Below are 25,211 nucleotides of genomic sequence, written 5' to 3' on the forward strand. Positions count from 1 at the left end.
CTCCACTAATAAATTCAAAAGGAAGCGGAAACCTCATAAGAGGTAACCACGCCTTTTGTAAAAGTTATATATGAATGATTAGCGACGGCTAATAATATCGTGACCGTTGCGTAAGTAAGTGCTACGAGAATTTTTCAAGCTTGCAATGCGCTCTTCAGCTAGACGATCTGCCGCTACATAAGTTGCTATGCCATCGCGTTTTGAAATTTCGATTACTTTTGCAATTGTGTCATAAATAGACTCAACACGTTTTAGTGCACGTTCTCTATTGTATCCATATAATTCGTCTGCTACGTTAATTACGCCACCTGCATTAATTACATAATCTGGTGCGTATACAATACCCATTTCATGAATGATGTCACCGTGACGATTTTCTTTTAATTGGTTATTTGCAGAACCTGCGATTACTTTTGCTTTAAGTTGTGGAATAGTTTCATCATTAACTGTTGCGCCTAATGCACATGGTGCGTAAATATCGCATTCAACACCGTAAATTTCATTTGGTTCAACTGCTGATGCACCGAATTCTTCTACAGCACGTTGTACAGCTTCTTTATTAATATCTGTAACGATTAATTTTGCTCCTTCAGCGTGTAAATGTTTGCATAGGTGATATGCTACGTTACCAACGCCTTGAACAGCAATTACTTTTCCTTCTAAATTGTCAGTACCGAAAGCTTCTTTTGCAGCTGCTTTCATACCACGGTAAACACCGTATGCAGTTACTGGAGATGGGTTACCAGAAGAACCGAATGATGGTGAGATACCTGTTACAAAGTCAGTTTCTTCATGGATAATATCCATATCATCTACTGTTGTACCAACATCTTCAGCTGTAATGTAACGTCCGTTTAGTCCTTGGATATAACGTCCTAGTGCACGGAACATTGCTTCGCTCTTATCTTTACGAGGATCACCGATAATTACTGTTTTCGCACCACCTAAGTTTAAACCAGCTGCTGCGTTTTTGTATGTCATCCCTTTTGCAAGACGCAATGCATCTTCAATCGCCGCTTCTTCAGAATCATATGTCCACATTCTTGTTCCACCAAGAGCCGGTCCAAGTGTTGTATCATGAATTGCAATAATTGCTTTTAAACCAGATTCTTTATCTTGACAAAATACTACTTGCTCATAATCATATTTTTCTAAGTATTCGAAGATTTCTAATGTCATTGTCGTTTCCCCCTAATGTTTTACCCTTTTTGGTTTATTTTGAAGCAGTCGCAACTGCCAATGCTAATGAATATACTTTTGTTTCTGCTGAATCAGCACGAGATGTTAAAACAATCGGTGCTTTTGCGCCAGCAATCATTGCTCCTACTTTTGCATCCGCAAAGTATACGAGTGATTTATATAGCACATTTCCAGCTTCAATCGTTGGGACGAGTAAAATATCTGCCTTACCTGCTACATCACTTACTATGCCTTTATGCTCTGCTGCAATTTGTGATACTGCATTATCTAAAGCAAGTGGTCCATCAACGATACAATCTTTAATTTGTCCGCGGCGATTCATTTGTGTTAACATCGCTGCATCAATTGTCGCCTGCATCGCTGGATTCACAACTTCTACTGCTGCGATTGGTGCCACTTTGGGCAAGTCGATTCCTATTGCCTGGGCAACTTCTACAGTATTTTGTATAATAGCAGCTTTTTGTGTTACGTCAGGTGCGATGTTCATCGCTGCATCTGTAACGAAAATAAGACGGTCGTAATTTTGAACTTCAAATGCTGCTACATGTGAAAGTACGCTACCTTTACGTAGGCCCCACTCTTTGTTTAACACAGCCTTCAAAATATTTGCTGTTGGGATGTTCCCCTTCATAAGCACATCTGCTTCACCATTTCTCACAGCTTTAACAGAAAGTTCTGCAGCTTCAGCACTAGACATTGCTGCAATCACTTCAACATGTTCTGAAGTTTGTAAACCATGTTCTTGTAGCATCCCCATTATTTTTTCTTGATTTCCATATAGACGAAATTGAGCTAGCTGTAATTTAATTGCTTTCGCTACAGCTTCAATTACTTCATGATCTTCAGCTACTGCTACAGCCACAGTTTTTTTAGGCTGTCCTGCTTGATCAATTAAGTATTCTAACTTCATATTTTGTAATCAACCCTTTCCGTCGTCCCTCGTCCATTTATAAAGCAAATACCGTGCCAACTTTTAAAAGTGGTCTTACCAATAATGAAAACGTATTCAAAATGCAGTAAAATCAATACTTTGGAAAATAACGAAAAATTCTGTCTTATCTTGTCGCTTTTTGTATACCATGCAATAAATTGCACGGTATGCAATTTATTGCGTGCTATTTTTTGCATGGTTATACTTTTCTAGCTTGTAATATAAATTTCGAACGGAAATTCCTAACGCTTTTGCAGTTTGTGTTTTATTCCCATCAAATCTCTCCAAATATTCATAAATAATATTCCCTTCAAACTCTGTCACTAAATGTTCAAGTGGCTTTTCTTCTAATTCAGGTAATAAATGAGATTGCTTTGACTCCACCTGCTCTTCGTTATGTAATGGCGGTAAATGGTGTACATCAATATAGGTCTCGTTATAATTCATAAAGATAATAGCTCTCCCCAAAATATTTTCAAGTTCCCTCACATTTCCTGGCCATTCGTATGATTGTAAATATAAAACGGCTGAATCAGTGAGCCCTTCTACATTACGACCGTAATCTTGATTAATTTTTTGAATCAACCTGTCCGCAATTGTCGGTATATCTCCTTTACGTTGACGAAGAGATGGAATTTGAATTGGGATTTTATTTAATCGATAATATAAATCCTCCCTAAACTTCCCTTCTAGAATAGCCTTTTCTAAATTCACATGTGTCGCTGCAATTACTCGAACATTAATAGGTATCGCTTTCGTTCCACCAACTTTTACAATTTCTTTTTCCTGCAATACACGAAGGAGTTTCGCTTGTGTATTTGCAGACAACTCCCCTATTTCATCTAAAAAAATACTACCGTTATTCGCTTCCTCAAAGAACCCACGTTTCCCGCCTCTTTTCGCTCCAGAAAACGCCCCTTCCTCATAACCAAATAATTCACTTTCTAACAACGTCTCCGAAATGGCCGCACAGTTTACACGGACGAACTTATTGTATTTTCGATTACTTCCATTATGGATTGCATGTGCAAACAATTCTTTACCAGTCCCAGATTCCCCGCGTAACAGTACTGTTGCTGGTGTATTTGCTCCTAGCTTCGCCTGTTCGATAGCTGCAGTTGTTTCATCTGAATTTCCGACAATATCATCAAATGAATATTTCGCTTCTAATGTGCGAATAATTTGCCTTGCTCTATTCAATTCATTTGTTAATTTTTGAATTTCCGACACGTCACGGATAACGCCGACGCTTCCTTTCAATATTCCATCCACAATAACTGGTGCTACGTTTACAATTACATCTCGCTTTTTTTGCCCAATCTTCATATGTATTCCGCGCACCGCACGACGCGTTCGAAGTACTTTCATATGCATACTTTCGCCTTCTACAATATCAGTTGTAGCAGGCTTCCCAATAATATCTTCTTCTGTTAAACCCGTTAATTTCGTATATGCCGGGTTAATGACTAAACCTCTTCCTTTTTCATCCACAACTGAAATCGCTTCTTCAGATGAGTTAATAATTGCCTCTAATAGTGTTTGAATTTCTTTTAAATCTGTAACTTCTTCCGCAAGATCTACAACTTCTGTTATATCTTTAAAAATTGCAAATGCCCCTTGCACCTCTCCGCCTTCTTTTAATATTGGAATACGCGTTGTAATAATTTTCTTTCCATTCTCTAATGTCAGTTCATAATTTACTTCTATTTGTTTCGTACGTATAATGCGAAGTAATTTACTAGTTGGAATGACTTCTAAAATATATTTTCCTATCGCCTCTTCTTTTTTATATCCGATAATACGCTCTGCACTTTTATTAAAAAGACGAACTTGTCCCTCTCGATCAATTACGATCATGCCGTCATGTGTAGAATTTAAAATTAATTCTCCTTGTTGCGTTTGTTCCTCTAACTGCCCAATTAGCCCTTCCTTCTCATGCGCTAATCCTGTAACAATTTTTGCGATATCACCTGGTATAAGAAGAGTGTCTTTTTTCTTTTTTTCCAATAAAACTTTATGTACATCATCTTCACCTGTCATATCAAATATTACATCAATATGCATAGAAAGAAATGGAGTTACACTTTCTCCAATTGCAATCCCGTATTCCTTAGCAATTTGTAATCCTTTTGCCAATGGATTTATATCAATAATCCCTATAATTTGAAATATATTCGAACTTTGTAACAGATTCAGCAGTGCGCTCCCGCCTTCACCTGCACCAACAATTAATACTTTTTGTTTCATATATTACACTTCCTCTCGAAGTAACTCTGCAAATTTTTTCACACCCTTATCTTACTCGTTCAGCACCCTCTTGACAAACCCCTTTCCGTATAACATCATTAAAATATACGAAATAATCTGAAAAGGAGTATTATGTATGCAGCGTTACGTTGCTCTACTATTAGCACTCATCCCTATTTCATTAGCTGTATTTGGTATAAAGTTAATGAGAGATACGGTATTCGGGATTCTATTTCCACCAATTTCTATACTGTGGTTACAATTTTTAATCGGCGCTCTCTGCTTCGCGCTCGGCTTTTATATCTTTGGTGGCTTCGTCTTGCACCGAGATCGCAAACGAAATAAAGTACAAGCTCGCTTTAGAAGATAGGAATGCCCCACTATTTATAAATAAAAAAATGAGACCGTTACACGCGGTCTCATTTTTTTATTGGCAATAACGTTCTTGCCGTTTCAGGGTAATCAGTAATAATCGCCGATATATTCATATCAAAATATTTACGCATAAGCGTTTCTTCATTAATTGTATAAGGGCGAACCTCTACACCACTTTCCATCGTTAGTTCGACAATAGCATCTTGAAGGTAACGATAATTCGGATGTACTGCTGTAGCCCCCATTTTTTTCGCGTATGCCCACGGACTATGCAAACCTTCGCGATATAAAATTGCTGTTTGAATATCAGGAGCCATCATATGGCACCGTTTCATACTGTAGTGATTAAACGAAGAAAATACAACACGATCCTCTAAACTAAATTTCCGTACAAGCGTTATAACTTCTTCCTCTAAACCTCTGTATGGAATTTTATTATTTTTAAGTTCAATATTAAGTAGCAAACTCGTTTGTTCAAGCCATTCTAATACCTCTTCTAAAAGTGGTATTTTACAAAAACCTACTTTATCACCAAATTTATAACTTGCATCTAACTTACATAAGTCCTCATATACATAATTCCGAACCGCACCTTTTCCATTTGTTGTCCGGTCCACCGTTTCATCATGAATGACGACAACTTTCCCATCTTTCGTTAATTGAACATCAAGTTCAATTCCATCCGCTCTAAAAGACTCAGCCGCTTCAAATGAAATCATTGTATTTTCTGGGTACGTTCCAGCCGCACCACGATGTGCAAATATAAGAGTCATCCTCACTCCCCCAATCTTATGCTATACTATACGAAAAAGGAGGTACTTCTATGAAACCATTACAAATTTCTCCAGACACTGCAGTCCGCTTATCAAAAGCACTAGGTGTTCCACTTGAACAACTCATGCATATGCCGCAGCACATTTTAATTCAAAAGCTAGTTGAATTAGAAAAACAAAATAAAGACGAAGAATAATACAGTCCTGTTTTGCAGGACTTTTTATTATTTTCTATTATATCATGGATGCCTTTCCTACTAAAATCCTTTAACAGATGTGCTACGATGCAATTTAGCCGTCCCTTCATCATTTAATAATGAATCACACCTTTTCTTTTTTGTTACATGTAATAAAGAAAGCAGACCATTTATTTATAAGTTCCCATTGCGTCCTAAAAACACGATCATAAAAAAACTAGAAGCCCTTTATATTATTTTTTATTGAACGTGCGGAGCATCCCCTGATTCGTACAATTCTTTCGCTTTTTCCTCCCCGAATGTAGTTAAAATATAATGTTGCTCTTCTAACGCATCCATTGCTCTAGTTGCTTTACAAATGCTATCTTCTTGAGCATCCGACAAATAACTGTGACCTTCTACAATTTTACTAAAATCCTTTTGTACCCATCTATTAGCAATTGCTAATAGCTCATTTTTCTTCGCAAAGCTATTCTTATTTATAATTTCTTTTAATTTTTTAGCATTATTTTGAATAATTGGGATAGAGCCCGATTTTCGTCCTGCCACCACTTTTTGATGAGTCATGCGATGCATTGCTGTAATGACTTCTCTTTCAGTAGAATTTTCAGTAACATACACATCAACAAAGACTCCATCTATCTACTATTGTTTGGTCTTCTTTTTTATCTATTTGAGCACTCTCTTCTTTATCTACTGGATTATGGGCAAGTTCTAACATTCCAAATGTAACTGCAATAGCAAGAACTCCCATAGCTGCTACTATTCCTAGCCAAGTTGAAATTTTATTTTTCATTCCCCTTCTCCCTATCTATATCTATTTAATTGCCTTATAAAAAACTCACTTACATGTAATATTACTAAAAGTAGGTTTTATTTTCCATGATATCAAATAGTCTCTTTTTCTCAACAAAATAAAAAGACCAACGAATTATAACATTCATTGGTCTTTCATTAAAAAGTTTATTGATTTTAAAATTACTATTGAGCATAGAGTTCCAGCATGCATCGGTTTTACTAAAACGAAAACCCTTTGGTACTTCTACTCTCAGCTAGCTTTATGTTCAAGTCTCAACTTATCCGCAACCATTGCGATAAACTCAGAGTTCGTAGGTTTTGCTTTTGACATGGATACTGTATAACCAAATAAGGACGATATAGAATCAATATTCCCACGGCTCCACGCTACTTCAATTGCGTGACGAATTGCGCGCTCCACACGGCTCGCTGTCGTATTATATTTCTTTGCGATATCTGGATACAATACTTTCGTAATCGATCCTAATAATTCGATATCGTTGTATACCATGGAAATCGCTTCTCGTAAATACATATATCCTTTAATATGAGCGGGTACACCAATTTCATGAATGATACTCGTAATACTCGCATCTAAGTTTTTCGGTTTTCCATCTACTGTTGTTGCTGATCGGAATGATGGTAGTGGACGTTTAATCATAGCGTTTGCTTTACCACTCACTTGACGAATATGACTTGTTAAATTCTCCATATCAAATGGTTTTAATATGAAATATGAGGCACCTAAGTCAACAGCTTTTTTCGTCACATCTTCTTGCCCGAATGCCGTCAACATAATTACGCTAGGCTGTTTTAACCTTTCAATATGTCGCATTTTTTCCAATACAGCTAAACCGTCTAAGTGTGGCATAATAATGTCTAAAACGAGTACATCAGGTTGCTTATCTGTTAATAAGTTTAAACACTCTTGACCATTATAAGCAGTACCGATTACTTCCATATCATCTTGAGCGGCTACATAGCTCTCTAACATTGATACTAGTTCTTTATTATCATCCACAAGACATACTTTAATTTTCTCCACAGCTTTTCCTCCCTTACCGAATCGATTCTCCGACATGTGTATCCTTCTAGGCTACATGAATTGTTCGACAATTGTGTGAAAATTCCCTTTTAAAGTTTCTTACTTTCCGATAAAATCACAAAAAAATATGTTTATCGTTCATTTATTCCCTTTCGCAACACATTCCATCATAGAAATACAACGAAACGTTCAACCCTTTCCTTTTATTTTACAACAAAAAACACCTCTTGCGGAGCTTTTACAAAATTTCAACGAATTTTTCAACAGAAAAAGCGAGCTAATAATATATATTAGCTCGCTTTTTTCTCTTGATCATAAATATTAATTCCAGCTTGATGTAACATCCATTCAATATGAACACCATATCCTGATGTTGGATCATTTACAAATACATGTGTAACAGCACCAATTACTTTTCCATTTTGTACAATTGGACTTCCACTCATTCCTTGTACGATACCGCCCGTTTTCGCTAATAGACGTTTATCTGTTACTTTTATTACCATACCCTTTGTAGCTGGGAATTTTTGCTGCACTGTACTAACAACTTCAATATCAAACGCCTCTACTTTATCTTGATTAATAACTGTTAATATTTTTGCTGGTCCTTCTTTTACTTGATGAGATAATGCAATAGGCATTGCTTTATCCATTATACCGTTTTTCATATTCGTCTTTAATTTTCCAAAAATACCATATGGACTATTAATTGTAATATCGCCAATCACTTCACGGTCTGGTGAGAATCTTGCTAATTTCTCTCCTGGATTCCCATGACTACCTCTTTCAATCGATGTAACTGTCGAGCGCATAATTTGTCCATCTTCGACTTGAATCGGCTTTTTCGTATCATTATCAGAAATAACATGACCAAGTGCCCCATATTTCATAGAATCTGGATGAACAAATGTCATCGTTCCAATTCCAGCTGCCGAATCACGGATATACAAGCCAATTCGATAAGACGATTCACCGTTGTCTTTTTGTGGAGTTAGCTTCGTACGAATATATTTTCCATCTCTTAACAATACAAGATTAAGCGGTTCACCTGTTTCTCCACTATTATGAATAAACGGTGCTACATCACTCATTCTTTCAATTGTTTTACCATTAATTTCAGTAATCATATCTCCGATTTGTACACCTGCTGTTTCACCAGGAGATATTTTACCTTTTTCAGTTTGAATTAAATGATGGCCTACAACAAGTACACCTTTTGTATTTAATTTCACACCAATTGATTGTCCACCTGGAATCACTTTAAAATCTTTTAACACTTTCACATTTACTTTTTTCACTGGAAAACCAGCAAGCTGAAATACCATATCAGCTTCACCATTTTGATGAGAATTTACCATAAGTCCTTGTTTTTGTTCATTCGAACTCACTGTAAATACATGACGATTTGTGGATGAAGCTTTGAAAACTGGTAATGATGATATTTCTGATTGTTGTCCTTCAAAAACAACAAGTTGTTTCGGTGATGAAATAAACGTTCGAAGCGGTTTAAAACATCCAATAAAAACTAAAGAAACAAGGAGACAAAGACCTATTATTTTTCGAAATTTTTCTAATTTCAACTTGTTCACTCTCCTCGCTCCTACCCCACATTCAGCCTCTTGGCTTCACTTTTTAATCTCTCCTTGCAATGCTTTATTTATAACCGGAAGAATTAAGAAATCTTCATTTGAGAAAAAAAGCTATCCATTACTGGATAGCCTCTGCTGTCTGTTTAAAATGATGCGCTTGCGTAAGTAATTCTTTCGCATGCTCTGTCGTTAAATCTGTAATTTCCACACCAGAAATCATTCGAGCTATTTCTGTTACTTTATCCTCCATAGTTAAAACAGTAACCGAAGTAATTGTCCGATCATTCGCTACTTGTTTTCGAATAAATAAATGCGAATCCGCCATTGAAGCTACTTGAGGTAAGTGCGTAATACAAAGTACTTGCGAGTTTACTGATACTCGATAAATTTTTTCTGCAATAGCCTGTGCGACCCGGCCACTTACACCCGTATCCACTTCATCAAAAATAACAGATGCAACCCCTTGATGCTTAGAAAAAATGCTTTTTAAAGCTAAAATGATACGAGATAACTCTCCTCCAGAAGCAACCTTTGAAAGTGGTTTTAGCGGCTCTCCTGGGTTCGTTGAAATATAAAATTCCACATGATCGTAACCGTCCGCCGTAAGTCTTACCGGTGCACCTTCCACAAGGGGCTCTTCTGCATTTCCTTCTCTCTTCATAATTCTCACTTCAAATTTCGTTTTTTCCATATATAATTCTTTTAATTCCTGATGAATTGCATTTGTAAGATGTTCTGCAAGCTCATGACGCATATTACTTAACAACGTTGCTTCTTTCAGAATAACACTTTCTAATTCCTTCAACTGTTTCTTCGTCGTTTCAATATGAACGTCTTTATTTTCAATCGTAAAAATTTCCTTTTCAATTTTATCAGCATACGCTAAAATCTCTTCTACAGTATTTCCATATTTTCTCTTTAGCATACGAATTTCATTCAAACGTGTTTCGATTTCATCTAAACGATTTGGATCATATTCCATCATATCGAGCTTTTCTCTCAGTTGATAGGCAACCTCTTCTAATAAGTAATAACTATTTGCAATTGAATCATGATTCTCTTGATACACTTCATCTAAATGTGTAATACTTTCCATTTGCCCCATTGCACTTCTTACATTATCTAATCCTTGTCCGTCGGCACTTAACGAACGATATGCATCACCTAACGCTTTATAAATCTTTTCAAAATTAGAAATTTGTAATCGTTCCTCAGTTAATTCATTTTCTTCATCCAGCTTTAAATCCGCCTTGCGAATTTCTTCATGCTGAAACTGAATTAAATCTAAGCGATGTGCCATTTGTTGTTCATTTTCACTTAACGATTTCAATTGTTTTTTTAATTTTTCATAGTCAGCGTATACGTTTTGATATATATCTAATTGTTTAACGATTCGATCCCCATCAAAATGATCAAGCATAAACAGATGTCGTTCTTCATTCATTAAATCTTGCGTTTCATGCTGTCCATGAATATCAACAAGTGTTTTCCCAATTTCTTTTAATATGCTAAGTGTAACAAGCTTCCCATTTACACGACATACACTCTTCCCGTTCGCAGCAATATCACGCTTTAAAATAATCATGCCATCTTCTATTTCTATATCTAACTCTTCTGCCTTTTCAATACATGGATGCTTCTCATCTTCAACATAAAATAACCCTTCAATCTCAGCCTTTTCTGTTCCATATCGAACAAATTCTGCTGACCCACGGCCACCTACAAGTAAACTAATTGCATCAATAATAATCGATTTTCCGGCCCCTGTTTCACCGCTTAAAACCGTTAAACCTTTTTGAAAAGAAATATTTAATGCTTCAATAATAGCAAAGTTTCTAATCGATAATTCCGATAACAATGCCCCATTCACCTCGTTATAAAATAATCCCTTACTAAAGGATTTTCTCAGTTCTTCATTCAAATAATCATGCTATATATTTGTATGTATATACTCTTCTAACCCGCTTCATTGTACCAAACATTTGTTTTACGGGTCAATCCATCTATTTTTTAACTTTATACACACAAAATATTATATTACAATTGAAAATTCATATTTTTAAACAATAAAAATATCTTGTTCACTTTCCACTTTATGATGGAAAGCAAACAAGATTTTTTGTTACAACATATTTAAGAAACGATCAGAGACAACACCTGTATCTTCAGGTGTACGGCAAATAATTAAGCAAGTATCATCACCACAGATGGTTCCGATGATCTCATCCCACTCTAAATGATCAATAAGTGCTCCAAGTGAATGAGCGTTACCAGGCAATGTTTTTAGCACAAGCATATGTCCTGCCGTGTCTAATTTTACAAATGAATCCACTAGATTTCGTTTTAATTTTTGTAACGGGTTAAATCGTTGATCTGCTGGCAAGCTATATTTATAGCGCCCATCATGTAATGGCACCTTCACTAAGTGCAATTCTTTAATATCGCGCGATACTGTTGCTTGCGTTACATTAAATCCCTCATTACGTAAAATATCAACTAATTCATCTTGTGTTTCAATTTCTTTGTTTGCAATAATTTCCCTGATTTTAATATGGCGCTGACCTTTATTCATACATTTGCACCTCACACTATCTCTTACCATAGTTTAAACATTGGTATACTTCACTTATTTATGTTAACTTATAATTCGTTTCTTGTACACAATTGTTTTTGCAATCATTATACAATTACAGCAAAAAGAGGAACAACGTATGTTATTCCCCTTTCCCTTTTTGTTTTAGAACGTCATGCGCTTCTGTAACAACTTGCTCTATAGAAATTGGAGAATGATTTTCGCCATTCTCGCGTTCACCATGCCATTTCAGATGAATTAAAAATTCAATATTACCATCCCCACCCGTAATTGGTGAGAATGTTAAACCTTCCACATCATAGCCTTCTTTTAAAGCAAAATCGACAATCATTTCTACAACAGCTTCATGTACTTTTCTATCACGAACGATACCTTTTTTCCCAACTTGCTCTCTTCCAGCTTCAAACTGCGGTTTAATTAACGCTGCTACATCTCCGTTAGGCATAAGCATTGTTTTTAAAACTGGCAGTATAAGCTTTAATGATATAAATGAAACATCAATACTTGCAAATTGCGGTAAACCACGTTCTAAATCTGCTGGTGTCACGTAACGGAAGTTTGTTCGTTCCATTACAACAACACGCTCATCTTGACGTAATTTCCACGCTAGTTGATTGTATCCTACATCTAATGCATAAGATAATTTCGCTCCATTTTGAAGCGCGCAATCTGTAAAGCCACCAGTTGATGAACCAATATCTATCATAACTTTATCTTGTAAATCAAGATGAAATGTCTCTAATGCCTTTTCAAGTTTATAACCACCACGACTTACATACGGCATAACTTGTCCTTTCACCGTAATCTCAGTATCTTGCGAGATTTTCTCTCCTGGCTTATCAAGTCTCATCTCATTTGCATATACGAGTCCGGCCATAATGGCGCGCTTTGCCTTCTCACGCGTTTCTATAAGTCCTCGCTCTACTAATAGTACATCTACTCTTTCTTTTTTTACGCTCATTTGTTACGCCCTTTTTTGTTTTGATGGAATCATTGTATGAATACGGTCTACAACAGCATCTGTCGTTAAACCAATTTCTTCTAATAATTTTGTTACACTTCCGTGCTCTATGAAGCGGTCTGGAATACCCATTCGTTCAACTAATGCACTATGGTAACCATTTTCAGATGCAAATTCAACTACTCCTGTTCCAAAACCACCAATTAAACAAGCTTCTTCAATCGTTAAAATCGGTATATTCTTTCCTAGAAGATCATGTAAATATGCTTCATCCATTGGTTTAATAAAGCGAGCATTCACTACTTTCACTGAAACCCCAGCTTTTTCAAGACGCTCAGCTGCTTCCATTGCCATTGGTATTGTCGTACCAAACGTTAAAATAGCTGCTTGTGTACCCTCTTTTAACGTCTCCCACGTACCGATTGGAATCGCCTTTAATTCTTCATCCATATGAACGCCAAGTCCATTACCGCGCGCATAACGCAATGCGATTGGTCCATCTTCATATTGCATCGCCGTATAAACTAAATGTTGCCCTTCATTTTCATCTTTCGGCATCATAAGCACCATATTCGGCAAGTGACGTAAGAATGAGATATCAAATACGCCTTGATGCGTTTCACCATCTGCTCCTACTAATCCCGAGCGATCTATTCCGATGAAAACATTTAAATTTTGGCGGCATATATCATGAACAACTTGGTCATATGCTCTTTGTAAAAATGTCGAATAAATTGCTAAGAATGGCTTCATTCCTTGCGTTGCCATACCTGCTGCCATTGTTGTAGCATGCTGTTCTGCAATACCTACATCAATCATACGATCTGGGAATTCTTTTTGGAATTTCTCAAGTTTTGATCCAACAGGCATTGCAGGTGTAATTGCTACGATACGCTCATCTGCTCTCGCTAGCTTAAGTACTGTTTCACTAACGACAGCACTCCATGCTGGTGCAACTTCTTTCGGCTTAACGAAGTCACCTGATTCAATTTTATAAGGTCCTGTTCCATGCCAAGTACCGATAACGTCACTCTCAGCCGGTTTATAACCTTTTCCTTTTTTCGTAATAACGTGAACGAGTACTGGGCCTTTTGTTTTCTTTGCATATTGCAACGTTTCGAATAACTTTTCATAATCATGCCCATCGACTGGACCTAAATATGTAAAGCCTAACTCTTCGAAAAAGACACCAGATACTAGTAAATATTTAAGACTATCTTTTATTTTCTCTGCTGTCGCAGCCACTTTCCCGCCAACTGCTGGAATTTTCTTTAATATATACTCTAATTCATCTTTTACCCAGTGATATTTTCCTGCAGTACGTAAACGACCGAGTACATTATGAAGCGCACCAACGTTTGGTGCAATTGACATTTCATTATCATTCAAAATAACAATCATGTCTGTTTTTTCATGTCCAATATGGTTCAATGCCTCTAAAGCCATTCCGCCTGTTAAAGCACCATCTCCAATAATTGGTATAACATATTCTTTCGTTTTCTTTAAATCACGTGCCAGAGCCATTCCCATTGCAGCCGATAACGAAGTCGAGCTATGACCAGTTTCCCATACATCGTGCTCACTCTCGCAACGTTTCGGGAAACCACATAGACCTTGATATTGCCTTAATGTACCAAACTCTTTCGCGCGTCCAGTTAAAATTTTATGTACATAGGATTGATGTCCTACATCCCATAAAAATTTATCTTGCGGGCTATCAAATAATTTATGCAGAGCAATTGTGAGTTCTACTACACCTAAATTAGGTGCAATATGTCCACCTGTTTGAGAGAGCTCTTCAATTAAAAACTTACGAATATCCTCACTCAATCCCTCTAGTTCACTGATAGACATATCTTTCAAAAAACTAGGGTTTTGAATTTGCGTTAGATCCACATGGATCACTCACTTTCATTTCATAATCTGTCAACATGTCAAATATTATAAAAAAACATTTACACAAAACAAGAAATTCTCTTTTCTATTTTTCGTCTTGTCCCGCTATTAACCAGTCTATTGCGCCCTAATCCTATTATAAACCATATTTCTTTAGGCGATGAAAAAAATAGCCGCTAACACGAAGTGATAACGGCAATGTAATCTACATATATTTTTGCCAATAACAAGAAAAGAAAAACCTTTTCCTACATTTATATCATAAAATGATGAATGACTCAACAAATGAAAACGCTGTTATATTAGTTATTACGTTTTGCAATCAAATCACAAATAGATAGTAAATATTCATCTTGTAATTGCAAGGAGCTAATCGCACCTTTTGCTTCTGCAATTGTTTCTTCTAAAATATCCTTTGCTCTATCTATAGTAAACAACGTCGTATATGTGCTCTTTTCGTTAGAAAGATCGCTACCAATCGGTTTTCCAATCTCTTCTTCAGTTCCTTCGACATCTAAAATATCATCTCGAATTTGGAAAGCTAGACCGATATATTTAGCAAAAGTAAGCAACTTTTCTTCTTGCTCTTCTGTCGCATCAGAAAGTATCGCACCCGCAAGTACAGCAAATTCAAGCAGTTTTCCGGTCTTATGTTTATGGATGTACTCCAATTCATCAATCGTAAGGCGTTTCCCTTCCGCTTCCATATCTGCCACTTGTCCGCCAACCATTCCTTCTGGTCCTGCTGCTTTTGCAAGTTCAAGTACAAGTCTTACTTTTTTTTCAGCAGAAATTTCTTTTTGCTCATATGCCATAATAACTTGAAAAGCATACGTCAATAAGCCATCTCCTGCTAAAACTGCCATCGCTTCACCAAATACTTTGTGATTTGTGGGCTTTCCTCTTCTTAAATCATCATCATCCATACAAGGTAAATCATCATGAACTAACGAATATGTATGAATCATTTCAAGAGCACAAGCTGCACCTACTCCAAGATTTCTTTCTTTCCCAAACGCTTGTAATGTTGCAAACAAAAGTAACGGGCGGAGACGTTTTCCACCCGCTTCCAAAGAATATGCCATTGCTTCACGAAGTACATTTGGACATTGTAATTCATTTGCATAGCTTACAAGTTTTTCTTCTACGAAAGTTTTACTTTCTTTCAAAAAAGTATCAAAAGCAATCGTCACTATGCTTCATCTCCTAAAGCAGTAAACGGTTCAAGCTCTCCATCTTCCCCAAGAATAACTGCCATTTGTTCTTGTACATTCTTCAGCTTCTCATCACAAAGCTTAGATAATTCCATACCTTCTTTAAAATAAGAAATCGCTTCTTCTAAAGGTACGTCACCTTGTTCTAGCTTAGAAACAAGATGCTCAAGTTGCGAAATTGCCTCTTCAAAGCTTAATTTATTTTCCATTATTCAATTCACGCTCCTCTATGCCTGATACGCTACAATCTAGTATTCCATCTTGTAATTGAACTGAAACAGCATCTCCAAGGCTTACATCTTTCACACTTTTTAACACTTGCTTCTCTTCATCATATACAAGCCCGTACCCTCTCATCATTACTTTAAGCGGACTTAACGCTTCAAGTTTTTGAGCAGCTCTTACAAAGGCAAATTCTTTCGTTTGAAGTAACGTTTGCATTTCACGTTGTAATTGCTTTTGCAACGTTTCAACAGCTACCTTTGTTTGCATAATTTTTTGAGATGGGTGGTGCTTCTCTAAATAAAATGAAAGTTGCTTTAACTGATTCACCTTTTTATCAATATAGCGCTCTTTCGCTAAAACAAGCTGTTCTAGCGCTCTATCTAATTGCTCTTCCTTTTGCTCATATACTTGTCTTGGATAACGGAACGCATACGATTTTTGCAACACTTGTAGTTTTTCTTCTTTTTTATGTACTAACTCTCTCATCGCTCTTTGCAATCTCAGAGTTCTTTGTAATACCTTTTCTTGTAACTCTATAATGTTAGGTGCTGCCAGCTCAGCTGCTGCAGTCGGTGTTGGCGCGCGTAAATCTGCAACAAAATCTGCGATTGTAAAATCCGTTTCATGGCCTACTGCCGAAATAATAGGAATTTCACTCTTAAAGATTGCTCTTGCAATCATTTCCTCATTGAAAGCCCATAATTCCTCAATAGAACCTCCACCACGGCCAACGATTAGTACATCTATCTCTCCCATTTCATTCGCTGTACGAATCGCTTGTACAATCGAGGGAGCCGCTGACTCCCCTTGTACAAGTACCGGAAATACAATAACATTCCCAATTGGATAACGACGTTTAATCGTTGTTATAATATCACGAATCGCTGCTCCTGTTGGCGACGTAATCACACCTATTGTTTTAGCGTAAGGAGGAATTGCTTTTTTATAAACTTGAGAAAAAAGTCCTTCTTCTTCTAAACGAACTTTTAACTGTTCGTACGCTAAATGTAAATTTCCGACTCCGTCAGGCTGCATGTCTTGAATATAAATTTGATAAGAACCACTCGCCTCGTAAACAGAGATTTTCCCTTTCACGAGTACCTTCATCCCATTTTCAGGTTTGAATTTAATATTACGATTATGACCCGCAAACATAACCGCTGCGATTCTTGCATTTTCATCTTTCAATGTAAAATACATGTGGCCACGGCTATGATTTTTAAAGTTGGAAATTTCACCTTTTAACCAAACAGACTGCAAATGCGGATCATATTCTATTTTTGTTTTTATATAGCGTGTTAACGCTGTAACGGTTAAATATTGCTTCTCCATTTCTCTCTCCTCATAGCCGATTCAAATTATTTACAAACGACACCTGCACGTTTGGCAGATTCAACAGTATTATGAAGAAGCATTGTGATTGTCATTGGACCAACACCCTTTGGTACAGGTGTAATGTAACCCGCAACATCTAACACGTTGTCAAAGTCAACATCACCACAAAGTTTTCCTGTTTCTAAACGGTTAACACCAACATCAATTACAACCGCTCCTTCTTTCATATAATCAGCTGTTATCATTTTAGGTCGTCCAACAGCTACGATTAAAATATCAGCTAACTTCGATAACTCTTTCATATTTTGCGTCTTAGAATGACAATATGTGACAGTTGCATTTTCATTTAAAAACAATTGCCCCACTGGTTTACCGACAATATTACTTCTTCCAATTACTACTACATGTTTCCCAGAAATATCAAGATTTGTTTCTTTTACTAATTCTACAATACCATGCGGTGTACATGGAAGGAATGTATCTTGTCCCGTCATCATGCGTCCCACGCTGATTGGGTGAAATCCGTCTACATCCTTTTCTGGTGAAATTCTTTCAATGATAGCTTTTTCTTCAATATGTTTTGGTAAAGGTAATTGCACTAATATACCATTAATACGGTCATCGCCATTTAAGCGATCGATTTCAGCAAGCAAACGTTCCTCAGTAATTGTTTCAGGAAGTTCAATTAGCTCTGAGTAAATTCCTACTTGTTCACAGCCTTTTTCTTTTCCTTTCACATAAGAACGAGATGCTGGATCTTCTCCAACTAAAATAACTGCTAATCCTGGTACAATACCTTGCTCTTTCAACTTCACAACTTCTTCTGTTAATTGTGCTCGTTTTTTCTCCGCAACTTCATTTCCTTTGATGATTACTGCTACCATTTTAAGATTCCCCCTTAAAGAATTTACAGTGTATCTTTTATATTAGATAAAACGCCGTTAATAAAACGACGAGATTCCTCATCCCCAAATGTTTTTGCAATTTCAATTGCTTCGTTAATTGTTACGTTATGTGGAATTTCTTCCATGTACTTCATTTCATACACAGCTACACGTAAAATACTGCGATCAACAATACTAATACGCTCAAGCTTCCACTTTTTTAAGTTTTGACGAATCGCTTCATCGATTGCTTCTTTATTTTCTACAAAACCTACTACAAGTGACTCTAGAAACTCATTTGTTTCTTCGCCTTCATCTAGCGTGTTTTCCACTGCTACTTTCGGTTCTAATTCACCTGTAATATCCATTTGGTATAATGCTTGCATTGCTCTTTCTCTAGCCGTCCTACGTTTCATTGTAACTCTCCTTTATGCTTCAAGTCTTTCCTTATACTTTGTTATATTATTATAATTTATAAGCCGTCAATTCACTTACTCTTACAGTTTTCATTGATTTTCCAACCTTATAATACAATGATAATAACACAATTTATCGTTTCACACACGGGTTACAAGGCTGAAAAATAATAAAAAGATTAACTTCAAGTTCCATATCTTATCACAATGTACGTTTTTTGGAAAAACGACACATTTTCTTGTTTATTTCTTATTTTTTGAAATAGTATAATAATTAGAGGGTTGTAATTTGTGAAGAAATGAAACGATAAAAAAGATGCCTATGTTACTAGGCACCTTTTCATTCTTACACTGGTTCGATTTCTGTTTTTTGTGTTTCGAATGTTACGCCAACGATGTGAACATTCACTTCTTTTGGCTCAAGTCCTGTCATTGTAAAGAGTGCTTGGCGAATATTGTCTTGAATCTTTTGTGCAACAACTGGAATTGCTACACCAAAATACATTACAACATAAAGGTCAACGATAATATCTTCGTTTGCTAATTCAACCTTTACACCTTTACCATGATTTTTCTTACCTAACTTCTCAACAACATCTGTAGCAAAATTACCGCGCATTGCCGCTACACCTTCTACTTCAGCAGCTGCAATACCTGCAATTACTTCAATTACTTCTGGTGCAATTTCTACTTTACCAAGAGTTGTATCTTGACCCATATCTAACATATGTTCAGCCATGAAAAAAACCTCCTTTAATGTATCACTGCGTCACAAGTTCATGCTCTTCCAAAAACTTCGTATTAAACTCACCTTTTACAAAATCAGGATGATCTAACAATTGCAAATGGAACGGGATTGTTGTATGTACGCCTTCAATGACAAATTCACTAAGTGCGCGCTTCATTTTTGCAATTGCCTCTTCACGTGTTTTTCCGTGAACAATTAATTTAGCAACCATCGAATCATAGAAAGGTGGGATTGAATATCCCGGATATACAGCTGAATCGACGCGAATACCAAATCCTCCTGGTGGTAAGTACATTTCTACTTTACCTGGAGATGGCATAAATTTTTTGGCAGGGTTTTCCGCATTAATTCGACATTCAATTGCCCAACCATTAAATTGTACTTCTTCTTGCTGTAACGATAACTTTTCTCCTGAAGCAACAAGAATTTGCTCTTTAATTAAGTCCATTCCCGTTACCATTTCAGTAACCGGATGCTCAACCTGAATTCTCGTATTCATCTCCATGAAATAAAAGGTTTTCGTTTTATATTCATAAATAAACTCAACCGTACCAGCACCTGTATAATCAACCGCTACCGCCGCTTTAACTGCCGCTTCACCCATCTGCTTGCGAATATCTTCATCAAGTGCAGGTGATGGACTTTCTTCTAATAGTTTTTGCAAACGGCGCTGAATTGTACAATCACGCTCTCCTAAATGAATGGCATTTCCGTGTGTATCTGCCATTATTTGAATCTCAACATGGCGGAAATCTTCAACGTACTTTTCTAAGTATACACCAGGGTTCCCAAAAGCGGTACTAGCTTCTTGCTGTGTAATTTGAATTCCTTTTATAAGCTCTTCTTCATGGCGTGCAACACGAATACCTTTTCCGCCGCCACCTGCAGTCGCTTTAATAATAACTGGATATCCAATTTGATTAGCAAGCTCGATCGCTTCTTCGGTATTTTTAATAATCCCTTGTGAACCTGGTACAATCGGAACCCCTGCTTCTTTCATTGTATCACGAGCAACGTCTTTTGTGCCCATCTTTGAAATAGCTTCTGGACTTGGACCGATAAAAATCAAGTTACATTCACGGCATAACTCTGCGAAATCTGCATTCTCTGCTAAAAATCCGTATCCCGGATGAATAGCATCGCAGCCTGTTAACTTCGCAACGCTAATAATGTTTGTCAAATTTAAATAGCTTTCTTTCGAAATCGTTGGTCCTACACAATACGCCTCGTCTGCAATCTGTACGTGAAGTGACTCTTTATCTGCTTCTGAATAAATTGCAACTGTTTCAATATCCATTTCTTTACAAGCACGAATAATTCGTACAGCAATTTCCCCACGATTGGCTATTAATACTTTTTTTATCATCACAAAGACTCCCTTATTACGCTTTTACAAGAAATAGCGGTTGTCCATACTCAACAAGCTGTCCGTTATTAACAAGAATTTCAACAATTTCGCCATCTACATCAGCATCAATTTCGTTAAATAACTTCATAGCCTCGACAATACATACGATAGAATCTTTCGATACTCTATCCCCAACACTTACATATGGAGGTGTATCAGGCGAAGAAGAAGAATAGAATGTACCTACCATCGGTGATGTGATTTTATGTAGGTTTTCATTTTGAACAGCCTTCTTCTCTTCTTGTTTTGGTGCTTCTGCTTGCGCTGCTGCTACTTTCGTTTCAACTTCAACAGGCGCTACTGGTTGCATAGCTTGTTTTGCTGCAGGTGCTTGCACAGCAACAACTTCATTACCACGCTTTTTCATTTTGATTGTTGTACCGTCTTTTTTGTATTCAAATTCATCAATATTAGAGCTATCAATTAATTTAATTAATTCGCGAACTTCTTGAATTTTAAACATGTAAAATCCACTCCCATACTCTTGTTTGTCCCGTTTTTACAGATTCTCGTCACGAAAACTAGATTGACTGTAAAAATACGATGTATTCTATTAGAAAATATATTTCATTAACTAATAGAAATATTTACTATTTCCATCTTACGATAAATTTTTTAAACATTCCAATTTATATTTCTTTATAATAAATCGAAACTCCTGTAAAAATATTATTCCAACAAAAAATTAATACCTAGTAATAATACCAAGTTTCACATGAAATTGGCAAGACCACTTCTTAAAAAACATTCACTACTTTTTCAAAACGTTACACAGCAAACATGCCATTCCCTCTCCACTCTTCACCACATCTATAGTCAATAATATATTTTTACCAAATATTATTTTTTTGTTTACACGCCGTTCATCATTCCTTCATATAAGAATAGTATGTTCAAGGTGTAGAAAATATATTGTGTCGAGGTGTGGAAATATGATATGGCTCATTCTCTTTTTACCTGCCGTAATCGTTTGGGCATGCGTTCTTTTCATCCACGTCAAATCCGGAAAAAGTAATCATCAGTACCATGAACCATTAATCTTTTACTCACAACGTGTTTCTCCATTCCGAGTTGAACATAATAAAAATAAATACAAAGACGAAATAGAAAAAAGCTATCGAAAATGATAGCTTTTTTCTATTCACACGCTTACTTACATACTCTATTTTACTATTTGCATACCTTTTGCTTAGTAAAAGATAATAATCCGCAGGGAAATCCCTACGGATTAAAGTTTCACTTATTTCGCTGGTGGATCAAATTTCACACCTACATCTTTTGATCCACCTTCACTTCTTACAAGTTGAATAATTTTATTTGCTTCTTTCTGTGAATGTTTTGCCGCTTTAACCGTTACTCTAATATCAGTACCATCAGCTCTTACAAGAGCATCTGGATATCCTCCTTGAGATTTAATTACTGTCTCAAGTAATTCTTGCTTCGTTTCCATTGTAGTGATTGCATCAAAGTTATCTTTCGCTTTACTCTTTTCTGTCGCTGAAGATTTCGAAGAATTCATCACTTCTTGTAATTTTGCTTTCTCTTCACTACGCTGATCTTCCATTTGCATACGTAAAGCTGTGAAATTCTCATCACTTGATTGAACTGATACATTACCCTCTTTTTTACTTGTTTCTTTTTTTGCATTTTCTTTTTTGTCTGTTTCTTTATTTGTTGTTTCCTTGCTTGTATTTTCTTTTTTCGGAGTTTCTTTAGGCGCTTCGTTTGTTACCGCTTTATCAGTACCTTGTTTTTCTTGTCCAATCTTTTCACCTGTTGCTGGCGATGCTGTATTCATTTTGTCAGGAGTTGTCACGTAATACACAGATAGTACAACAACTAAACTTAACATCGTTAATAGCCAAACTGTTTGTTTTTTTAACACTTTATTTCCTCCCTATCAATTTTTCGGTGAAACTGAAACGCGATGGGCCGGTACATCTAGCAGCCTTATCACAGCTTCTTTTACCATTGCTTTAACTTGTATATTATCCACTCCCTTTGCTACGACAAGAACACCACGTACTTTCGGCTTCTCTGTTCGTAAAACAACAGGAGTTTCTTTATCCCCTTCACGTATAATGACAGTCTTTTCATCAAGAGACTCGTCCTCTACTTCTCTCTTACCGCCTGTTTTATCTGTTTCACCTGTTGTTTGTGAGCGTTTCACTGTATTTTTTTCTAAAATTTTTTCTTCAGATGAATCTAAATTCACTTTAATCGTTACGTCTTTTACTCCTGCTATTTCTTCTAAAGCAGTTTTTAATTCTTGTTCATACGCTTTTTCATATTTTTCTACATTTGACATACTATCATTACTTTTTTGTCCGAAAGTTGGTACGTCTTTTTCTTGGTTTTGAGTTTTTTGTTCTTTAAATACAGGTACTTCTTCTTTTTTACTTGAAAAGAGACTACTAGAAAACATAAGCAAAATTCCAAGTATGAGTAGGACAAGTAAAAACTTAGGTGTTACCTTTTTACCCTTCTCGTTGCTTTCTTTTTGATCCCCATTCAATAAGTTTCGAAAAAATGAGAACTTCGAATTTTTATCTTTATTGTCCATTTACTCTACCTGTCCTCCCTTCCATTTGAACTTGGATTTGTTTACTCTCTAGTTGCCACCTGCTTGAAAAGAAATCTTTCATTTCTCCATTCGTTTCTTCCACTTTTTTTGGAGGCTCTTTCGTGTTAATTTCAATTGGCTTTACTGTTTCAATTGCATCATTTTTACTACGTTCTTTTTCTTTCAACGTCACAACAACAGATTGAATATCTTTCGCTGACTTTACTTCTTCTGTATTTTCTGCTGCGACTATTTGTATTTCGGAGACAGTCATACCATACTTTTTCTCAAACTCTTTTCCTACTTCTTTTTTCATTTTGGTAGCCATCTCTTCTAAACTATATGCACGTGTTAGAGCTTGTATTTCTTTTTTCTTCGAATCTATTGAATTTTTTACAGATCCTTCTGCTACGTACTTTTCTTCATTAAAATTTGCAATTACTTCATTTATATCTGTCTGCAATAGTTTAAAAAGAGGCGTTAAAATTAATACGACTAACAAAAGACTTACAACGAATTTAACGTATTTTTGCAAATTCGAATTTGGAAGAATAAGATGAAGCATTGTTGCTAAGAGCAAAAAAACGATAATATTTCTGATCCACTCTGTAACAAATTGCATACTCTTCACCTCCTATCGCATCATAAGTGTAATATTCCCCGCAGCAATAATAATTGTAATACTTAAAAAGAACATAAATGATACGATAGCTAAGCAAGCAAATACGTAAATGATGCTTCGTCCAATAATGTCTAAACATTGAATAATTGCTCCGCCGCCAATCGGTTGCAATACTGCTGCTGCAAATTTATAAATAAATGCAATACAGAAAATTTGAATCGCAGGAAAAGCAACAATTAAGCATAAAATGACGAGCCCAATAATTCCGACTGTGTTTTTCAATAATCCTGATGCGCTAATAACAGTATCTGCCGCTTCGGTAAACATCCTTCCAACTACTGGAATGAAGTTTCCTGTTACAAATTTAGCAGTTTTCACAGCTATTCCATCAGCAACGGCTGTCGCTGTTCCTTGTACAGATAATACTCCTAAAAAAATCGTTAAGAAGATACCGATAATCCCAACGCTAACGTTTTGCAGAAGCTTGGACAATTTCGTAACTTTATATTGATCACTCATTGTACTTACAATACTTAATATCGTTGCCAGTAATAAAAGCGGTAGAACGATATAATTCATAAGAAGCCCGCTTGTATTCATTAAGAAAATGATAATCGGATGAAAGAAAGATACAGATACAACCCCGCCACCAGTCGCTATAAGCGCCAATAAAATTGGCAATAGCGCTAATATGAAATCTACCATTGTTTGTATCGTTTCTCTTGCATATGTCATAACGACATAAAAACTATTCAAAGCAAAAATAATAAGTACCATATATACAACAGCATCAGCAATTTTACTTACACTACTTTTTGAAAAAGCAGATTGTAGTGATTGCAACAATGCACTAAAGATTGTGAGCATAATGAGTGTGCCAAGCAGTTTTCCATTAGCTGCAAGCTCATGAAATAAATATTTTAATAACCCTATCATCCACTCTTTTAGAGAGAATTCTTTTTCTCCCTTTACAAACTCCATAAAACTCCCTTTTTGACTCTCTGGCAAATAGCCTCCATATTTTGTAACAAGCCCGTCCCAAAATTGCTTCACATCTTCAATTCCGAGCTTATCCAATTGTTGATCAACGACGTTTGTTTCTACAGGAGAAGCTTGTACAACAACCGGTAAAGAAAAGAAAAGGAAGCAAGCAAATAGCAGCTTAGCTCCAAACCTCCTCAACATTCACTC

General features: G+C 36.2%; 25 protein-coding genes and 1 pseudogene. 3 read left to right on the forward strand and 23 right to left on the reverse strand.

The window, feature by feature from the left end:
* Positions 1-78 precede the first annotated feature (78 nt).
* The 3 genes from MR143_RS03610 to MR143_RS03620 form a co-directional block, all read right to left on the reverse strand.
* Positions 79-1,179, reverse strand: a complete 1,101-nt coding sequence (locus MR143_RS03610) for a leucine dehydrogenase (RefSeq protein WP_000171357.1) — start codon at positions 1,177-1,179, stop codon at positions 79-81.
* Between the two features lie 34 nt (positions 1,180-1,213).
* The gene (gene yqiS, locus MR143_RS03615; protein WP_000764680.1) at positions 1,214-2,110 is read right to left on the reverse strand and encodes a phosphate butyryltransferase; all 897 of its coding nucleotides are present in this window, start codon (positions 2,108-2,110) and stop codon (positions 1,214-1,216) included.
* 195 nt (positions 2,111-2,305) lie between these two features.
* Positions 2,306-4,378 (reverse strand): sigma-54 interaction domain-containing protein, encoded by a 2,073-nt coding sequence (locus MR143_RS03620; protein ID WP_000810969.1) that lies wholly within the window; start codon positions 4,376-4,378, stop codon positions 2,306-2,308.
* Positions 4,379-4,514: 136 nt separating this feature from the next.
* Between MR143_RS03620 and MR143_RS03625 the strand changes: the two genes are divergently transcribed.
* On the forward strand, positions 4,515-4,748 hold the full coding sequence (locus MR143_RS03625) for a DUF2627 domain-containing protein (RefSeq protein WP_001190210.1): 234 nt from the start codon (positions 4,515-4,517) through the stop codon (positions 4,746-4,748).
* A gap of 49 nt (positions 4,749-4,797) precedes the next feature.
* Here the strand turns inward: MR143_RS03625 and MR143_RS03630 are convergent, their stop codons facing one another.
* A complete protein-coding gene (locus MR143_RS03630) occupies positions 4,798-5,526 on the reverse strand; it encodes a glycerophosphodiester phosphodiesterase (RefSeq protein ID WP_000172585.1) in 729 nt (242 codons plus the stop codon).
* 50 nt (positions 5,527-5,576) lie between these two features.
* Between MR143_RS03630 and MR143_RS03635 the strand changes: the two genes are divergently transcribed.
* On the forward strand, positions 5,577-5,723 hold the full coding sequence (locus MR143_RS03635) for a YycC family protein (RefSeq protein ID WP_000803575.1): 147 nt from the start codon (positions 5,577-5,579) through the stop codon (positions 5,721-5,723).
* Between the two features lie 240 nt (positions 5,724-5,963).
* On the opposite strand, the pseudogene MR143_RS03640 reads toward MR143_RS03635, so the two are convergent.
* The 15 genes and pseudogenes from MR143_RS03640 to accB form a co-directional block, all read right to left on the reverse strand.
* Positions 5,964-6,519: pseudogene (locus MR143_RS03640) on the reverse strand (PRK06770 family protein).
* 252 nt (positions 6,520-6,771) lie between these two features.
* Positions 6,772-7,566 carry a sporulation transcription factor Spo0A gene (gene spo0A / locus MR143_RS03645; RefSeq protein WP_011110369.1) on the reverse strand — a complete coding sequence of 265 codons (795 nt, stop codon included), beginning with the start codon at positions 7,564-7,566 and terminating at the stop codon, positions 6,772-6,774.
* A gap of 290 nt (positions 7,567-7,856) precedes the next feature.
* Positions 7,857-9,155 carry a SpoIVB peptidase gene (gene spoIVB / locus MR143_RS03650; RefSeq protein WP_002164177.1) on the reverse strand — a complete coding sequence of 433 codons (1,299 nt, stop codon included), beginning with the start codon at positions 9,153-9,155 and terminating at the stop codon, positions 7,857-7,859.
* A 118-nt stretch (positions 9,156-9,273) separates the two neighbouring features.
* Positions 9,274-11,013, reverse strand: coding sequence for a DNA repair protein RecN (gene recN, locus MR143_RS03655; protein ID WP_000947761.1), 1,740 nt, complete (start codon positions 11,011-11,013; stop codon positions 9,274-9,276).
* 264 nt (positions 11,014-11,277) lie between these two features.
* Positions 11,278-11,727: an arginine repressor ArgR gene (argR, locus tag MR143_RS03660; protein WP_001032581.1), complete on the reverse strand. Its 450-nt coding sequence runs from the start codon at positions 11,725-11,727 to the stop codon at positions 11,278-11,280.
* 142 nt (positions 11,728-11,869) lie between these two features.
* Entirely contained in the window at positions 11,870-12,709 is an 840-nt protein-coding gene (locus tag MR143_RS03665) for a TlyA family RNA methyltransferase (RefSeq protein ID WP_000111872.1), read from the reverse strand.
* A gap of 3 nt (positions 12,710-12,712) precedes the next feature.
* Complete coding sequence (gene dxs / locus MR143_RS03670) at positions 12,713-14,605, reverse strand: 1-deoxy-D-xylulose-5-phosphate synthase (RefSeq protein WP_000366452.1); 1,893 nt, start codon at positions 14,603-14,605, stop codon at positions 12,713-12,715.
* A 302-nt stretch (positions 14,606-14,907) separates the two neighbouring features.
* Positions 14,908-15,798, reverse strand: coding sequence for a (2E,6E)-farnesyl diphosphate synthase (gene ispA, locus MR143_RS03675; protein WP_000150373.1), 891 nt, complete (start codon positions 15,796-15,798; stop codon positions 14,908-14,910).
* Positions 15,798-16,028 (reverse strand): exodeoxyribonuclease VII small subunit, encoded by a 231-nt coding sequence (gene xseB, locus MR143_RS03680; protein WP_000428423.1) that lies wholly within the window; start codon positions 16,026-16,028, stop codon positions 15,798-15,800. The genes ispA and xseB overlap by 1 nt, the downstream gene beginning before the upstream one ends.
* Positions 16,018-17,376: an exodeoxyribonuclease VII large subunit gene (gene xseA, locus MR143_RS03685; RefSeq protein WP_000415243.1), complete on the reverse strand. Its 1,359-nt coding sequence runs from the start codon at positions 17,374-17,376 to the stop codon at positions 16,018-16,020. The genes xseB and xseA overlap by 11 nt, the downstream gene beginning before the upstream one ends.
* 26 nt (positions 17,377-17,402) lie before the next feature.
* Entirely contained in the window at positions 17,403-18,263 is an 861-nt protein-coding gene (gene folD / locus MR143_RS03690; protein ID WP_000226734.1) for a bifunctional methylenetetrahydrofolate dehydrogenase/methenyltetrahydrofolate cyclohydrolase FolD, read from the reverse strand.
* Positions 18,264-18,286: 23 nt separating this feature from the next.
* Entirely contained in the window at positions 18,287-18,679 is a 393-nt protein-coding gene (nusB, locus tag MR143_RS03695; protein ID WP_000830247.1) for a N utilization substance protein NusB, read from the reverse strand.
* A 346-nt stretch (positions 18,680-19,025) separates the two neighbouring features.
* On the reverse strand, positions 19,026-19,418 hold the full coding sequence (locus MR143_RS03700) for an Asp23/Gls24 family envelope stress response protein (RefSeq protein ID WP_000807630.1): 393 nt from the start codon (positions 19,416-19,418) through the stop codon (positions 19,026-19,028).
* 22 nt (positions 19,419-19,440) lie between these two features.
* Positions 19,441-20,793 (reverse strand): acetyl-CoA carboxylase biotin carboxylase subunit, encoded by a 1,353-nt coding sequence (gene accC / locus MR143_RS03705; protein WP_000592870.1) that lies wholly within the window; start codon positions 20,791-20,793, stop codon positions 19,441-19,443.
* A 16-nt stretch (positions 20,794-20,809) separates the two neighbouring features.
* A complete protein-coding gene (accB, locus tag MR143_RS03710; protein WP_000472858.1) occupies positions 20,810-21,298 on the reverse strand; it encodes an acetyl-CoA carboxylase biotin carboxyl carrier protein in 489 nt (162 codons plus the stop codon).
* 469 nt (positions 21,299-21,767) lie between these two features.
* Here accB and MR143_RS03715 point away from each other — a divergent pair, with 469 nt between their 5' ends.
* Positions 21,768-21,962 (forward strand): hypothetical protein, encoded by a 195-nt coding sequence (locus MR143_RS03715; protein WP_000638001.1) that lies wholly within the window; start codon positions 21,768-21,770, stop codon positions 21,960-21,962.
* 113 nt (positions 21,963-22,075) lie between these two features.
* Here MR143_RS03715 and MR143_RS03720 read toward each other — a convergent pair whose 3' ends face one another.
* From MR143_RS03720 to spoIIIAE, 4 genes are read right to left on the reverse strand one after another with little or no spacing between them, the layout of a single operon-like run.
* On the reverse strand, positions 22,076-22,720 hold the full coding sequence (locus MR143_RS03720) for a SpoIIIAH-like family protein (RefSeq protein ID WP_000914709.1): 645 nt from the start codon (positions 22,718-22,720) through the stop codon (positions 22,076-22,078).
* A 15-nt stretch (positions 22,721-22,735) separates the two neighbouring features.
* On the reverse strand, positions 22,736-23,398 hold the full coding sequence (spoIIIAG, locus tag MR143_RS03725) for a stage III sporulation protein AG (RefSeq protein ID WP_000368890.1): 663 nt from the start codon (positions 23,396-23,398) through the stop codon (positions 22,736-22,738).
* Positions 23,388-24,020: a stage III sporulation protein AF gene (spoIIIAF, locus tag MR143_RS03730; RefSeq protein WP_001161027.1), complete on the reverse strand. Its 633-nt coding sequence runs from the start codon at positions 24,018-24,020 to the stop codon at positions 23,388-23,390. The genes spoIIIAG and spoIIIAF overlap by 11 nt, the downstream gene beginning before the upstream one ends.
* Positions 24,021-24,032: 12 nt before the next feature.
* Positions 24,033-25,205 carry a stage III sporulation protein AE gene (gene spoIIIAE / locus MR143_RS03735; protein WP_242280617.1) on the reverse strand — a complete coding sequence of 391 codons (1,173 nt, stop codon included), beginning with the start codon at positions 25,203-25,205 and terminating at the stop codon, positions 24,033-24,035.
* Positions 25,206-25,211: the final 6 nt, after the last annotated feature.

The organism is Bacillus cereus group sp. BfR-BA-01347 (assembly GCF_022663835.1).
GTDB classification, from domain to species: domain Bacteria; phylum Bacillota; class Bacilli; order Bacillales; family Bacillaceae_G; genus Bacillus_A; species Bacillus_A thuringiensis_K.